This window comes from Roseofilum acuticapitatum BLCC-M154 (assembly GCF_030068475.1).
GTDB classification, from domain to species: domain Bacteria; phylum Cyanobacteriota; class Cyanobacteriia; order Cyanobacteriales; family Desertifilaceae; genus Roseofilum; species Roseofilum acuticapitatum.
Map to the genome: position 1 here is coordinate 1 of NZ_JAQOSP010000148.1, position 15,418 is coordinate 15,418.

General features: G+C 47.7%; 16 protein-coding genes. 10 read left to right on the forward strand and 6 right to left on the reverse strand.

Annotated elements, in window-relative coordinates:
• The first annotated feature begins 182 nt into the window (after positions 1-182).
• Positions 183-1,088, forward strand: coding sequence for a carbohydrate ABC transporter permease (locus PMG71_RS22815; RefSeq protein WP_347179379.1), 906 nt, complete (start codon positions 183-185; stop codon positions 1,086-1,088).
• A 432-nt stretch (positions 1,089-1,520) separates the two neighbouring features.
• Here the strand turns inward: PMG71_RS22815 and gatC are convergent, their stop codons facing one another.
• Positions 1,521-1,808: an Asp-tRNA(Asn)/Glu-tRNA(Gln) amidotransferase subunit GatC gene (gene gatC / locus PMG71_RS22820; RefSeq protein ID WP_283756037.1), complete on the reverse strand. Its 288-nt coding sequence runs from the start codon at positions 1,806-1,808 to the stop codon at positions 1,521-1,523.
• Between the two features lie 34 nt (positions 1,809-1,842).
• Positions 1,843-2,364 carry a photosystem I assembly protein Ycf3 gene (locus PMG71_RS22825; RefSeq protein WP_283756038.1) on the reverse strand — a complete coding sequence of 174 codons (522 nt, stop codon included), beginning with the start codon at positions 2,362-2,364 and terminating at the stop codon, positions 1,843-1,845.
• 215 nt (positions 2,365-2,579) lie between these two features.
• Here PMG71_RS22825 and PMG71_RS22830 point away from each other — a divergent pair, with 215 nt between their 5' ends.
• The 9 genes from PMG71_RS22830 (at position 2,580) to PMG71_RS22870 (ending at position 11,344) form a co-directional block, all read left to right on the forward strand.
• Positions 2,580-3,986, forward strand: a complete 1,407-nt coding sequence (locus tag PMG71_RS22830; RefSeq protein ID WP_283756039.1) for a sensor histidine kinase — start codon at positions 2,580-2,582, stop codon at positions 3,984-3,986.
• A gap of 62 nt (positions 3,987-4,048) precedes the next feature.
• Positions 4,049-4,597 carry a shikimate kinase gene (locus PMG71_RS22835; protein WP_283756040.1) on the forward strand — a complete coding sequence of 183 codons (549 nt, stop codon included), beginning with the start codon at positions 4,049-4,051 and terminating at the stop codon, positions 4,595-4,597.
• A gap of 13 nt (positions 4,598-4,610) precedes the next feature.
• A complete protein-coding gene (locus PMG71_RS22840; protein WP_283756041.1) occupies positions 4,611-6,254 on the forward strand; it encodes an ATP-binding protein in 1,644 nt (547 codons plus the stop codon).
• 163 nt (positions 6,255-6,417) lie between these two features.
• Positions 6,418-6,864 (forward strand): helix-turn-helix domain-containing protein, encoded by a 447-nt coding sequence (locus PMG71_RS22845; protein WP_283756042.1) that lies wholly within the window; start codon positions 6,418-6,420, stop codon positions 6,862-6,864.
• Positions 6,865-7,175: 311 nt separating this feature from the next.
• Positions 7,176-8,051 (forward strand): acetylglutamate kinase, encoded by an 876-nt coding sequence (gene argB / locus PMG71_RS22850; protein WP_283756043.1) that lies wholly within the window; start codon positions 7,176-7,178, stop codon positions 8,049-8,051.
• 9 nt (positions 8,052-8,060) lie between these two features.
• Entirely contained in the window at positions 8,061-8,555 is a 495-nt protein-coding gene (locus PMG71_RS22855; protein WP_283756044.1) for an outer membrane protein assembly factor BamD, read from the forward strand.
• Positions 8,556-8,596: 41 nt separating this feature from the next.
• Positions 8,597-9,343, forward strand: coding sequence for a DUF3153 domain-containing protein (locus PMG71_RS22860; RefSeq protein WP_283756045.1), 747 nt, complete (start codon positions 8,597-8,599; stop codon positions 9,341-9,343).
• Between the two features lie 217 nt (positions 9,344-9,560).
• Positions 9,561-10,487: an ornithine carbamoyltransferase gene (gene argF, locus PMG71_RS22865; RefSeq protein ID WP_283756046.1), complete on the forward strand. Its 927-nt coding sequence runs from the start codon at positions 9,561-9,563 to the stop codon at positions 10,485-10,487.
• Between the two features lie 161 nt (positions 10,488-10,648).
• Positions 10,649-11,344, forward strand: coding sequence for a uracil-DNA glycosylase (locus tag PMG71_RS22870; RefSeq protein ID WP_283756047.1), 696 nt, complete (start codon positions 10,649-10,651; stop codon positions 11,342-11,344).
• Positions 11,345-11,534: 190 nt separating this feature from the next.
• On the opposite strand, the gene PMG71_RS22875 is transcribed toward PMG71_RS22870, so the two are convergent.
• The 4 genes from PMG71_RS22875 to PMG71_RS22890 all read right to left on the reverse strand — a co-directional run bounded on the left by PMG71_RS22875 (position 11,535) and on the right by PMG71_RS22890 (position 15,391).
• The gene (locus PMG71_RS22875; RefSeq protein WP_283756048.1) at positions 11,535-12,632 is read right to left on the reverse strand and encodes an alkene reductase; all 1,098 of its coding nucleotides are present in this window, start codon (positions 12,630-12,632) and stop codon (positions 11,535-11,537) included.
• 104 nt (positions 12,633-12,736) lie between these two features.
• Positions 12,737-14,542, reverse strand: a complete 1,806-nt coding sequence (locus PMG71_RS22880; RefSeq protein ID WP_283756049.1) for an AAA family ATPase — start codon at positions 14,540-14,542, stop codon at positions 12,737-12,739.
• A 13-nt stretch (positions 14,543-14,555) separates the two neighbouring features.
• Positions 14,556-15,113: a Uma2 family endonuclease gene (locus tag PMG71_RS22885; protein WP_283756050.1), complete on the reverse strand. Its 558-nt coding sequence runs from the start codon at positions 15,111-15,113 to the stop codon at positions 14,556-14,558.
• Between the two features lie 50 nt (positions 15,114-15,163).
• A complete protein-coding gene (locus PMG71_RS22890) occupies positions 15,164-15,391 on the reverse strand; it encodes a type II toxin-antitoxin system HicB family antitoxin (protein ID WP_283756051.1) in 228 nt (75 codons plus the stop codon).
• Positions 15,392-15,418 lie beyond the last annotated feature (27 nt).

Sequence of the window (15,418 nt, forward strand, 5' to 3'; positions counted from 1 at the left end):
ATCAAAGAATTCGAGGAGTGCGGGCATCTTGCCCGCTTCTTAACAAATTTTCATGTCCGCTTGCGGAAAATCCCCCTTAAAAAGGGGGACTTTCCTATTCCCCCCTTTTTAAGGGGGGCAAGGGGGGATCTTTTCCTACTGCCCACCCTACGATAAAATCGATGACAGAAACCAGAGAAATCATGACTCAAACGCCTATACGAGACCAAAAGACCGGTTTAATCTTAATTGCGCCTGCCCTGATCATCCTGGGGTTAGTGTTCATTTATCCCATTGTCCGCGCCTTTTGGTTAAGTCTGTATACGGAAAATTTAGGCACTCAGCTTGAAGCCGTTTTTTCCGGTTTCGCTAACTATCAAAGGCTTTGGGGCGATGGGCGGTTTTGGCAGAGCCTGGGCAATACGACGATTTTTACGACTGTATCCATTGTACTCGAAGTCGCGTTAGGGATGGCGATCGCCTTAATCCTCAATCAAGCCTTTTTTGGTCGGGGATTTGTGCGTACCCTCACCCTGATTCCCTGGTCTCTTCCTACGGCAGTCATGGGGTTAGCTTGGGCATGGATTTTTAACGATCAATATGGAGTCGTTAACGATTTACTCACCCGTTTAGGCTTAATTGAAACCTCCATTACTTGGCTCGGCGATCCCACCCGCGCTATGATTGCCATGATTATCGCCGATGTTTGGAAAACCACCCCTTTTATCGCCATCATTTTATTAGCTGGTTTGCAATCCATTTCAGCCGATTTATATGAAGCCCATGCGATAGATGGAGCCACCCCTTGGCAGAGTTTTTGGCAGATCACAGTCCCCCTAATTACCCCCCAACTGATTATCGCCCTCCTGTTTCGATTTGCCCAAGCTTTTGGTATCTTTGATTTAGTCCAAGTCATGACTGGGGGAGGGCCAGCCGGAGCGACAGAAACCGTCTCTATTTATATCTATGCTACGGTGCGCCGCTATCTCGATTTTGGCTATGGTGCAGCGTTGGTTGTGGTCACGTTTTTGTTGCTCATTTTAGCCGTAGCAGTTGCCGCTTTGTTGCTCACTAAGTTTCGCACTCCAGTTAGCTCAGATAAAATATAGCCTTTCTCAACTTCCTCCCCTTTTAAGCTTATCTTGTAGGGGTTTTAATTCAGAGAGTAGAGCCGAGCTTAACAAAGAAATATCTGTCCATGGCAGTAGCAAGGACTTTGACCCCAGGGTAAGGTGGCTTGGTGGAAGGGGCTAAATTGTCCTTGGGTTATAAATTACGTCATTTCTACTTTAATTGAATCTACCTAGAGTAAGCGGATATGAGCTGGTCTTTTCTATTTTACCTCCTGGTTGCCTCAAACGGTCTACTCCTGAGCGCCTCACCAAAAGGGTCTATCATGGACAAAACCCTCTTGATTTGAGGGAAGTCTCACCTGATTTACTCTGCTTCCCCCTAGCCCACAAGCCCGATTCGACAGGGTTTCGCAGAAACCCCTACAAGACGAGTACAGGAGAAGGGGTTGGGGGATGAGGGCTAATGATTTACTCGCTCAGGATTTGGGGAACTTTGAAAAAGTCTCCATCGCGATCGGGGGCATTGTCTAAAAGGGCTTCCCGAAACTCGTCCGGAGTCAGTAAATCTTCGCGGGTGATGTTACTTAATTCGATCGCCCGCGTGGTGGGGGGAACCCCTTCGGTATCTAGCTCATTGAGCTGTTCTACATATTCGAGAATCTGGCTCAGTTCGCCACTTAATTGGGCTTCTTCTTCGGGGGTGAGGGCTAAACGGGCCAGATGGGCAACTTTATGAACTTGTTCTTGGTCGAGCATAGGGATTATGGAAGACTACAGCAAAAAAGTGTACTTAGAAAAAGACTTCGCCTTGCGATCGCCCGGTATTTTTCAACCAGTTTTGGGCTTCAATATAGTTATTGGGAGCCATTTTGATCGCCCGATTCCAATAATCAGCAGCGATATCAAACAACTCTTCAGCCGTTTCATTATCACCGGCTGCTTTAGTCTGTTCGCCCTTATAGTGATAGATGACGGCAATATTATTCAAGGCTTGGGGCATTTTATCATTCAGCTCCAAGGCTTGCTCATAATAGTCGATCGCCTTATCATGCTCCCCATTACTGGCATGAATCAAGCCTACATTGTACAAAATATAGCTGCGATCGTTAGGATCTTCCTCTAACTCCAAAGCTTCATAATAATTATCCAAAGCTTCCGCATACTCACCATCGGCTTGGGCTGACATCCCATCCCGATAATAAGCAAAGGCCGTTTTCGACTTATTGCTGGTGGGCAGAATCTTCAGAATAATGTCTGCCATTACCGTAAAGCTCTTATCAATAAAGTTATCGTTGCGCTGAGTTCTGGGCATAACCGTTTAGATTAAAGGGTTTCGACTTCCCATTGTAACAAGGATGGACAATTAAACCCCTACTGGCTTTTTTTAACTCCAGTCTATTCCCAAGGAATGGGAGATCCGGAAATTGCAACTGGTTTATTCGGTTCTACTCCTAGTCAAGGAACTCAAAATATCGATACCCTCACAGATAAGATCTGTCAGCATTTACAGAGATTGGGGAAAGGGTTATGTTTAAGTGGATGATGCCAACCTTAAGTGAGATATTAGCCAAATCGGAATCGATCGCGATCGCCAATAACCAGCATAAAGCAGAACGATCTTGGTGTGGGGCGATCGCCGCCTTAAACGATTTACTCGCTCAAGACCTAGCTCCTGAAGGCCTGATCCTCTCCGGTTCTCCCATATTGGCACATCCCCAGCCCCAGATCGCCTCTTGGCTATTTTCACCGCTTCCAGAAGCACACGCTTCCTTATTCCAGCTCCCTCCTGCTGCCTCCTTACCCCTCTCTTCCGTTTGCCTCTCCCAAGATGGCGATCCCTTCTCATCAGATGAGCGCTGTTGTCCCCTCACTCCCACTACCCTCTTGCTGCCCCAAGATCCCCTCCACCATGAACAATTTGCCCTCGTCTTAACCCCTTCATTTAGTTTAGTGATGGCTATTGCCCCCCAGAAGACTGGAGAACTAGGGTTTCAGTTTTCCTTTGATCCCGAACAGGTGGAAATGGCCTGGGCTGCATTGCGATCGCGAGTTTGCTTAACCGGCACTCCCGATCAAGTCGAACATCTGGATCTCCTGTATCATCAGTTTCCCCCCGTTGCTCCGGGATATCAAACGGTGATGGCATTTAGTCAGTTGATGGTTCATTATCTCCCTGAACCGGCGGTATCCCCTGTCGATCCATCCCCTGAAAAGGAAAAAAAGAATACGATTTCATCTCCTGTAACCCCTAGTCCTCAACCGGATCTCGAACTCCTTCAGGCGATCGCCCATGAAGTGAAAACCCCCCTAGCCACCATTCGCACCTATACTCGGCTCTTACTCAAACGCTCTAATTTGCCCCCCGAAGTCCTCAAGCGTCTGCAAACCATTGACCGGGAATGTACGGAACAAATCGATCGCTTTAATCTCATCTTCCGAGCCGTGGAACTGGAAACCATGCCAACCCAATCTAAATCCACCCATCTCACCTCAACGTCTTTGTCCCAAGTCTTTCAAGAGAGTATTCCTCGGTGGCAAAAACAAGCCAGTCGTCGGAATGTGACCTTGGATGTGATTTTACCCCAACATACGCCTACGGTCGTCAGCGACCCCAATCTTTTGGATCAGGTGTTAACCAATGTGATTCAAAATTTTACTTCAACCGTACCGACTGGTTCCCATGTACAAGTGGAAGTCACCCCCGCAGGCAGTCAACTGAAACTGCAATTAATTTCAGAAACGGCTCAAGCTTGCTCTAATTTATCTCCCTTTAAGGCTTTGGGTCAGGTTTTGATGTTTCAACCAGAAACTGGGAACTTGAGCCTTAATTTGAGTGTAACTAAGAATTTGTTTGAGGCGATCGGCGGAAAATTGCTGATTCGCCAAAGACCTAAGCAAGGCAATGTGATGACGATTTTCTTACCCATTCGGTGAAATTTACCGGTATCCTAGATCCAGAGTAATTCTACTGTACATTCTGCTTCTACCCTTGACCCATGAACAACCCCCTTAAACACTGTAGCCTTTTCCTCGTTGGCATGATGGGGGTTGGTAAAACTACAGTGGGTCAGGAGTTAGCCCAACGGCTCAATTATCGCTTTTTTGATACCGATACCTTGATTGAACGAGTGGCAGGGATGGATATTCCCCAATTGTTTGCCACTCAGGGAGAAGAAACATTTCGGCAACTGGAAACCCAGATCCTGTCCCAATTATCGGCTCAGTTGCGCTCTGTGATTTCGACTGGTGGGGGTATCGTGCTGAAACCGGAAAATTGGGGCTATATGCGCCATGGGATTGTGGTTTGGCTTGATGTGCCGCCAGAAGTCCTCTACGATCGCCTCAAAACCGATGACACGCGACCCCTCTTAAAAACGGAAAATCCCCTAGAAACTCTACAAACATTGTGCGATCGCCGTCAACATCTCTATGCACAAGCCGATCTACAGGTGAATCTCACCGGTGCTGAGTCCCCCGAACAAGTGGCTGACAGGGTGCTTACCCAACTGCCTCGGATTTTGAAGACCGATTCTGTTCAGAATTAACAGTTGAGCGACTATGACCCTTGAGACCCAAGAATATGACCAAAAATCCCTCAAATTCTTGAGCAAAAACCCCGACTGGCAAGAACTAGCCAAAGACTGCGTATGCTTTGCCAATGCCAGAGGTGGTGCGATCCGGATCGGCATTGAAGACGGTGAAACCCAACCCCCCGACGGGCAAACCATCTCCTCCCACTGGATCGAAAAAATTAGCAAGCGCATCAACGAACTCACCCTCAACGTCACCCTCGCCCCCCGGATCGAAACTGCCCCCAATGGTGGCCAATATCTGCACATCACCATTTCCCGCTCCCCTAACGTCGCCTCCACCAGCGATGGCCGCTATTACCTGCGGGTTGCCGATACCTGTAAACCCGTCCTGGGTGATGATATCCTGCGGTTGATCAACGAACGCCCCACCGCCCCTTGGGAAACCCTCACCACCCAGCAAGTACCCCGCGATCGCATCGACCCCGCCAAACTCCAAGCCTTCTGTCACGGTATCCGTAGCTCCGATCGCGTCAAACCCTCGGTCAAAGAAAAAACTGATACCGAACTCCTGGATCACTACTTCCTCGCCCAAGACGACTGGCTCACTAACCTCGGTATTCTTTGTATCGGTCAACGGGGCGATCGCGCCCGCTTAGGCACAGCTCCCGTAGTACAATTCCTCAAATACGACCAACAGGAGCAAAAGGTGAATAAGCTCCTGTGGGATGACTTTTCCCTCTCCCCCATTGAACTCGTCGAAGCCGTCTGGACAGCAATTCCCGACTTCCGCGAACGCTACGAACTCCCCGACGGTTTATTTCGCCAAACCCTCCCCCTCTACGATGAAGCCGTTGTGCGGGAACTGTTAGTAAATGCATTGGTTCACCGTCCTTACACCCAACGGGGTGATATCTTTCTTAACCTCTTTCCCGATCGCCTACAAATCGTTAATCCCGGCCCCCTGCCCCTCGGTGTCACTCCCCAAAACGTCCTCCACACCACCGTTCGCCGTAACGAAAACCTCGCCCGTATGTTCCACGACCTCAAACTGATGGAACGGGAAGGTAGCGGCTTCGACAAAATCTATGAAATCCTGCTCTCCCAAGGGCGCAAGCTACCCGTACTCCAAGAAGGCAGCGATCGCGTATCCGTCACCATTTATCGACAAATCTTGAAACAAGAGGTAATTAATTTACTGGCGATTGGCGATCGGCAATACCAACTCACCCAACGGGAAAAAATCACCCTAGGACTGCTGGCCCAACAGGAAAGTCTCAGCACCCGCGAACTCTCCCAGCAACTTTCTCTCTCAGAAGGACAGCCTCTAACTTCCTGGCTCGGTCGGTTGTTAGAGTTCAACTTAATCAAACAAACTGGACAAACGAAAGGGACTCGTTACTCTGTCGATCCTAACTTACTGCGATCTGCTCAAGTCTATCTCAGGACAACGTTGCAAAGAATCGAGCCTCACCGCCTCAAAGCTCTGATTTTAGAGGATTTACGTCATTATCCAGGCTCTAGTAGTAGGGAGATCCATCGCCGAATTGCGCCGGAAGTTGAATATATGAAGCTCTATCGCACGATTGCTGAACTGGTCAAGGCGCAGCGAATTCGCTATGAGGGACAGAATCGGTGGCGGCGTTATTGGCTCAATGAGCGATCGCCTTGATCGAGGGAAAAGGCGAGTCTCTCTTTCAAAATGAAAGAGAGAGTGTAAGACGGATGTCTTCACTGAGGATAAAACCCTTATCCCATAACGATTTCTCTCTTTCATAGTGTAAGAGACAACTGTCTCTATCTTCAGATTTGCTATATCGTTTAAGCTAGAAATATTGAAGGGAGTCCTCAATAGCAAGAAGTACGAGGAAATTGCTAAAAAGTATCAATGCAGCACCGGTCATGCCAAAGATAAGGCATACGAACTCTGGCAAATTTTATCGGATATTTTAGGAGAAGAATTAAACAAGTCTAATTTTTGCGCCACGATAGCACGTTTAGGATTCTCTAATTCTCAACACCAGATTATCGGTAATCCAGTTCAGATTGGAAACCTCAATCTTTGCCCCAATCCCGAAGCTACAGAATTAGAAAACTGGGATGTCGTCAATACCGAATCAACTCTACAAAACCAAAGACCGACCAACACAACAGTCGAGAATGTATTGCATCTAACTAAATCAAATACTGTCTCTAAATTAAGCCAACTCGGTTTAACTGCCCAACAAATTGCCGAAGTCCTCGACTTACCGTTGGATGAAGTCACCGAAGCGATGGAATAGACTGGTTGGGCAGCAGACTGTATTAGCAAAGCCAATTTATTGAGGAGATATCTTCAATTAGCTGCTTGTTGTTGCTGTATCATTACTATATTGTTAGCCGATTCACAATTACAGCGCTTTGGCTGTATTGATGGACAGTAGGTTTTGATCCCCCTAAATCCCCCTTAAAAAAGGGGGACTTTGACTGCCCCCTTTTTTAAGGGGGGTTGGGGGGATAGAGATGTCCCTCGAAAAAGCGTAAAGTGCTGTAACAGTTGAGCCACTCGGCTTTCATCCACAATCAGACCTTTGTTACATCAAGGAATCGATTTATGTCCACAGAAGCAACTGCCCACCTCGATGAACCCACCCGCGTTCGCGTCCTAAGTGAAGCCCTCCCCTATATCCAGAAATTTGCCGGCCGCACGGTCGTGATTAAATACGGGGGAGCTGCCATGAAAGATAGCGCCCTTAAAGATAAAGTGATGCGCGATGTCGTCTTTCTCTCCTGTGTCGGGGTGCGTCCCGTGCTAGTCCATGGGGGAGGGCCAGAAATTAATACCTGGTTGGGCAAATTAGGTATCGAACCCCAATTTAAGAACGGCCTGCGGGTCACTGATGCACCGACCATGGATGTGGTGGAAATGGTGTTAGTGGGGCGGGTGAATAAGGAAATTGTCTCTTTAATTAGCCAAGCTGGGGGTCAGGCGATCGGTTTATGCGGTAAAGATGGTAACTTGATTACCGCTCGTCCCCAAGGTCAAGAAGGGATTGGATTTGTGGGAGAAGTGAGCAGCATCAACACAAAAGTGCTAAAACCCCTGCTAGAAAATGGTTATATTCCCGTCATTTCTAGTGTGGCGGCAGATAGCCAAGGACAAGCCTATAACATTAATGCCGATACTGTAGCCGGGGAGTTGGCCGCCTCTTTATCGGCAGAAAAACTGATTTTGTTAACCGATACAGCCGGTATTTTGAGAGACTATAAAGACCCCTCCACCCTGATCGAGCGCCTGGATATTCAGGAAGCTCGCCGCCTAATTGAGGTGGGAATTGTGGCGGGTGGGATGATTCCTAAAGTTCAATGTTGTGTCCGTAGTTTGGCTCAAGGGGTAAAAGCGACCCATATTGTAGATGGCCGAGTTCCTCATTCCTTGCTGTTGGAGGTGCTAACAGATACGGGAATTGGGTCGATGATTTTGGCTTAGGGAGGGAGAATGGAAACGTTAGAAAGAGGCAAACAAGCTTTTGAGCGGGGGGACTATCGGGAGGCGATCGCCGCTTTAGAAGCCGCCAAAAGCCAAGTCGCCAAATCTTCACCCCTCGGAGGTGAAGTGCAGATTTGGTTAGTCACCGCCTATGAAGCTGTCGGAGAGCGTACCGAAGCCTTATCCTTATGTGAGACCCTAGAACATCATCCCGACTGGCATACCCGCAAACAAGCGCGGCGCTTATTGGAGATTTTGAAGGCTCCCCAGCTCATGCGCCGTTCGGAATGGAATACCACGATTCCCGATCTATCGGCTATGGATGAGAGCGATCGCCTTTATCGTCGAGGAACGGGAGTCACTCAGGTAAAGCCTCCCAAGCCCAAAGAGGAGCTAGAACCGGTGGATCTCTCTTCAGTGGAAACAGAGGATAATCGCTTTCTGTGGGTGGCTTTAGTTGCGGCGATCGCCTTCATGATTGGGGGATGGATTGGCTTAGGATAGGGGGATAATGGGAAAAGTGCCAACACAAGATAGAGCAAATCATGGGAAAACATCGATCGATTGTGCGGATTTTCTGGCCGTTATATTTAATAGTGGCGATCGCCCTCACCGGGTGCGTTAAGTACGATGTGGGGGTAAACTTTCAAAGCCAAACCTACGGAGAAATGGTGCAACGGGTGCAAATCTCCGATCGCCTGCACGATTTCAGTCAAGTCGTCGCCGAACAATGGTTAGAAAGCTTGCAAGAGCGCACCCGGAAATTGCGAGGCAAAACCCAACGCATTTCCGACCGGGAACTGCTCGTCACCATCCCCTTTTACAATGGCGCAGACCTAGCCTCGAAATTTAACGAGTTTTTTAACCCCACTAATCCCCAAACCCAACCAGAAGATGAGACTCTACCCCAACTGACCTCAGAATTGAGTCTTGCCCAAAATAACTTTTGGGTCGCCATTCGCAACCATCTAGAAATGGAAGTAGACTTGCGATCGCTCGCCGTCCTATCCTCAGAAGGTAACGTTCTCGTCAGTCCCGGTTCCCTCTTCGACCTAGAATTTGCCCTCACCACCCCTTGGAGCGCTAAACCCATCACCGAAGCCGAAAACAGTCTCACCCCCATCTCAGACCCCGAAAAGCATCAACTCATTTGGACACTCCAAGCCGGAGAAATCAATCACCTAGAAGTCATTTTTTGGGTTCCCAGTCCCATCGGCATCGGAGCATTAATCATCCTAGCCGCCGTTTTTGGCGGCATCACCCTAAAAGATTGGTTCCCTCAGAAAGGGTAATGGGGAGATAGGGAGATGGGGAGATGGGGAGATGGGGAGATGGGGAGATGGGGAGATGGGGAGGATAACCTATTACCTATTACCTATTACCTATTACCTTTTGCCTCTTGCCTATTCCCCATTCCCTACTCCCTATTCCCCATTCCCTACTCCCTATTCCCTATTCCCCATTCCCCATTCCCCATTCCCTGTACACTATCATTTTGTGGAGATTTTCATGGAAGCCTTAAAAGGAAGAAACCTATTAAGCGTTGCTGACTTAACCGTTGCCGAACTGCACGAACTCTTAACCTTTGCCGCTCAACTCAAATCCGGAGAAATCAGTTGGACTTGTCGTAAAATTCTCGGACTCCTATTCACCAAAGCCTCAACCCGTACCCGCGTCAGCTTCACCGTCGCCATGTATCAACTCGGCGGTCAAGTCATTGACATGAATCCCAGCGTTACCCAAGTCAGTCGCGGCGAACCCGTCGCTGATACAGCCAGAGTTTTAGGGCGTTATTTAGACATTCTCGCCATTCGCACCTTTGCACAACAAGAATTAGAAGACTATGCAAAAGATGCCGGAATTCCCATTATCAATGCCCTCACCGACTTAGAACATCCTTGCCAAATCTTCGCCGACTTACTCACCATTCAAGAATGTTTTGGAACTTGCGAAGGCAAAACCCTATCCTATTTTGGCGATGGCAATAATGTCGCCCATTCCCTCTTACTCGGTTGCGCCATGATGGGCATGAATATCCGCATTGCCGTACCCAATGCCGACTATGAACCCAACCCAGAAATTGTCGCTCAAGCCAAAGAATTTGCCGGTGACAAAACCGAAGTCATCATTACCCACAATGCCCAAGAAGCCGCCCAAGGATGCCATGCTTTATATACCGATGTTTGGGCAAGTATGGGACAAGAAAAAGAAGCCAGAGAACGTATCCCCTTATTCAAGCCCTATCAGGTCAATTCGGAGCTATTAAAATTAGCCGATCCTGAAGCGATTGTACTTCATTGTTTACCCGCCCATCGCGGTGAAGAAATTACCGATGAAGTAATGGAATGTTCCCAATCTCGTCTATGGGATCAAGCCGAAAATCGGATGCACGCCCAAAAAGCCCTCCTAGCCAGTATCCTTGGTAATGATGAATAGCTAAATCTTGCCCCGATCCTAAAATAGTCCAGTAGTGCCGTGACCGTGCTAATTTGGTGCTTTAGGAATGCGAGCATCTTGCTCGCTAGGGCACACAACAGCGAGCAAGATGCTCGCACTCCTTTATTGCCTCATTTTAGTATTGTTAATTGTTAATTGAAATGTCTAATCCAGAACAACTTAACCTATTTGATAACTCAAGTATTGCCAGCAATTCTGGGTTTTCTTCCCTAGAATCCATTCCCAAAGATAGTAAAATTCCCATTCCCCCAGGAACCTATCCAACCCTAGATGCACTCACACAGCATTGCCAACAGTGTCAGCGTTGCGAATTAGGACAAAACCGCACCCATGCTGTTATTCACAGGGGAAATCCTCAAGCACCTTTAATGATTGTCGGAGAAGCTCCTGGACAAAATGAAGACGAGCAAGGCTTACCTTTTGTGGGCAAATCGGGTCAGTTATTAGACAAAATTTTGGCTTCAGTAAACTTAGATAGTCAACGCGATATTTATATTTGCAATATGAATAAATGTCGTCCTCCAGGAAATCGTAAACCCACCGCACCAGAAATGGATGCTTGTAAACCTTATTTGTTAGAACAAATCCGCCTAGTCAATCCCAAAATCATTTTATTAACCGGTGCAACTGCTGTTCAGGGTATCCTCGGAGAGAAACGAGGAATTAGCAAAATTCGCGGTCAGTGGTTTGACTGGCAAGAACGGTTTTGTATGCCCATTTTTCACCCGGCTTATTTACTACGAAATCCTTCCCGCGAACCGGGAAAACCCAAGTGGTTAATGTGGCAGGATATTCAAGAAGTAAAGCGCAAGTTAGATGAGATAGAGAGGGTTTGAGCCTCAAAAGAGTTCATGATATGACCCATTATTGAGGAAGTGCAAATCCTCGCAGGGTTTTTATATCAATTTCATCAATAAAAGTGAGGAAAGGCGAATTCCGAGCGGCCTTCTCAAATCAAGATCTTAATTTCCCTCTCGATCTCTTTAGTTTCGCGGATGAAAAACAGGACAGAACCGCCGCTCAACATCAACTATAGTTTGGAAAGTCCGTGTAACCTTCTTTGTCAAACGAAAACCAAATGTTTATATTGGCTTCGGGATTCAGGGGCCAACTATTAGCAAAACGCTCTACTAAATCAGGATTGCTAATAAAGGGTCGCCCAAAAGCAATTAAATCGGCATGTCCCTCTTTAATGGCAACTTCAGCAGTGTCTTGAGTATACCCACAATTTCCGATCAGTGGTGCTGTAAATACTGCTCGAAATTCTGCCAACGTCATCGGTTCTCCTAATTCGTGAAAACCAAAGGCTAAACCATCCATTACATGGAGGTAAGCTAATTGGTAATGATTCAACTGGTGAGCGATGTAAAGAAAGGTTTCTCGAAAGTCTGGCGACCCCATATCATTAAAATTGCCATTGGGGGCTAGTCTGACCCCTACTCGATCTGCCGACCAAACGGTGAGAACGGATTCAACAATTTCTTGGAGAAAGCGATATCGGTTTTCCAAACTCCCACCATAACGATCAGTCCGATGGTTAGTTTTAGATTGCAGAAATTGGTCGATTAAATAGCCATTGGCAGCGTGAATTTCTACCCCATCAAATCCAGCATCTTTAGCACGTTCTGCTGCTCGACGATAGTCTTCTACAATTTTGGGGATTTCCTCTGTTTCTAAAGCGCGAGGGGTTTCGTAAGGTTGTTTGCCAATTGGAGTATGAACGTACTCTCCATTGAGTTTAATGGCTGAAGGGGCAACGGGTAATTGACCGTTTTCCTGAAAACTACTATGGGAGGCTCGTCCGCAATGCCAAAGTTGTAGAAAAATGAGTCCTCCTTGAGCATGAATGGCATCAACAACTTGTTTCCAGCCTTCCATTTGTTCCTCTGAGTAAATCCCAGGTGAATTTACCCATCCATTGGCTTGTTGCGAAATAACTGTTGCCTCGGTTATAATTAAACCCGCAGAGGCCCGTTGAGCATAATATTCAGCCATCAAAGTGTTGGGAATCCGTTCTGAACCTGCACGGCCGCGAGTCATGGGGGCCAGGATTACGCGATTTTTTAGGGGCAATCCTCGTAAGCTAAAAGGGCTGAGTAATGTTGGTGACACTGTTGCAGTCATCTATTTTTGCCTCCCAAATGAATGTTTAAAACCCAGGATTGGTCTGTAATTCTGATTGCGATTGTAACATCAAATAGCGGTTAGCATTCTTACCGTTCCCTATCTTATAATCCCCTGAGAGTTTTCAGTTCGGTGTAGGCTTGCTGGAAGTCGTCGCGGGTAATATAGAGTTCGCTTACGGGTTGGTTGAGGGTGCGGAAACGGCGGATGGCTTGCAAGGCTGCTTGGTTACTTAGAAGGGCCAGATCTGCGCCGCTCCATTCTTGGGTGAGTTGGGCGTAGTGGGAGAGGTCAACATCGGAAAGGGGACGGTCTTGGTTGTGGACTTGGAGGATGGCGAGGCGACTGGGGGTGTCGGGGAGGTCGATTTTGAGTTGCAGGTCGAGACGGCCGGAACGGAGGAGGGCGGGATCGATCGCCTCTGGACGGTTGGTCGCAGCAATCAGAATCAGGTTTTTGGTGGCCGATAAGCCGTCAATTTCGGTCAGCAGTTGCCCCACGACGCGATCGCCGACTCCAGAATCGCCGCTATACTGACCTCTGGCGGGCGCTAGGGTATCAATTTCATCGATGAAAATGACGCAGGGAGAGGCTTGTCTGGCTTTGGCAAACAGTTCGCGCACGGCTTGTTCTGAGGCTCCTACCCAACGACTGAGCAGCTCTGGCCCGGAAATGGCGATAAAGTTGGCTTGGGCTTGGGAGGCGATCGCCTTAGCCAGCAGGGTTTTACCGGTTCCGGGTTCTCCCATCAGTAAGATGCCTTTGGGCGCTTTGGCTTGCGTTTTTTGATACAGTTCCGGATAGAGCAGTTGCCCTTCAACAGACTCTTGCAAGAGCTGTTTAATCTCGTCTAAGCCGCCAATATCCTGCCAAGCGACTTGGGGAGACTCCACTTCTACAGAGCGCAATACGGCGGGTTTAATGGCGCTTAAGGCTTGGTCAAAATCATCGCTATTAATGGTTAAGGGGGCGGTGGGTTGGGTGTCTGGGGTGGGCACTTGGCGACGTAGAGCTTGATGGGCTGCTTTTTGACAGAGGGCTTTTAAGTCTGCACCGACAAAGCCGACAGAGCGGGCGGCGATCGCCTCTAAATCGACGCTAGACTCTAAGGGCATCCCTTGGCTGAGAATCTGGAGAATCTGCACCCGCTCCTCACTTCGGGGGACTCGAAAGACAATTTCGCGATCGAATCTTCCCGGCCGTCGCAAGGCGGGATCGAGCCGGTTGGGCAGGTTAGTGGCGGCTAAAACGACCACCGAATCACTCACCGCAAAGCCATCCATCAACCCCAAGAGTTGACCAACCACCCGCTTTTCTACTTCTCCTTCCACTTGGGAGCGATCGGGCGCTAAACTATCAATTTCATCAATAAAAATTAAACAAGGTGCATTCCGAGCCGCCTTGTCAAATAACTCCCTTAATCGAGCTTCCGATTCCCCATAATATTTACCCATAATTTCCGGCCCTGTAATGGCGATATAATTCACCCCTAATTCGGCAGCCAGACAGCGAGCAATCAGAGTTTTTCCCGTACCAGGGGGCCCCACTAATAACACTCCCCGCGTCGGTTCTAGACCCAATTGCGCCAGTAATTCAGGACGTTTTAAGGGCAATTCTACCAGTTCCCGCAATTCCTGTTTCACTTCCTCTAAACCGCCAATTTGGTTTAAGGATAAGTTGCCAGAACTTGGGGATGTTTCCTGATTGCCTTCAGTTCCCAATGGTGGGGGCGTAATGATTACATCTGGTGAGGGTTGACTTGGATTACGCTTGGGCATATTTCCTCTTTGGGGAATATTGCTCAAGGATCGAAATTGAATATCGGTTTTGAGTTCTCCTTTTTCTGCTTTTTCTTCTAGCCGTTTAGCCAGTTCTAATAAATCTTCAAATCCTTTAAATAAATCATTCATAGTCAAAAAAAGATTAGAGCATTAACCAACCCAGAATTTCCGAGACACTCAATTGTAGCTCAATATCCTCTAAAATCGGCAGTTGTGCATCAGTTGTAAATAAGTCAATGCGTTGATGCTCTCCAATCACCCAAATACTTTCTTCTGCGGGATTAATTAACCATCCCAAACTTGTGCCCGCTTGGGAACAATGCAAGAGTTTATCTAAAACTTGAGAGTTACTTTGATTTGGCGATAAAATTTCAATGGCCCAATCCGGGTAGAGTTCAAAATGATTGGCAATTTTCCCGGTATCCGTTCGGGGGATTCTGTCCCAGCGAAAAACGGCAATATCGGGAACCAGGGAACGACCCCCAAATGTACAGCGCAGTTCGGGGAAGGCACAAGCAATTTTAGCCGTTTCGGCAACTGTATTGATTGCCAAACAGAGTTTGTATTGTAAACGACTATGTTCACCTTGGGGCATGGGCTTTTCCACAATAGTTCCATTAATATATTCTAGAGCGGGTTTGCTTTCTGGATGCTCTAGAAATTCTGCTAAGGTTAGAGAGCGAGTCAGGGTTTGAGTCATTGGGGATGAGAAGATGAATGGGCCTTCTATAAATTGTCATATCGTGAGTTTTATGAGGCAGTTTTGAGTTGATAAATAATAGGTCGATAGGTGGGTTGAGGAACGGGTTTGCTTTGCGATCGCGCTGTGTCTAGCCATGCCTGTTTAGCGATTTCTAATTCCTGGAGGGCTTCAGTTGGGGTTGCACCAAAGGCAGAACAAAATTGCAAATCGGGGATATCAGCAATGTATCCTTCATCATCTTCGCTGTAGAAAATATTGATATGATAATCTTTCATACATCCTCCTCTAAACTTAAGTTGTAG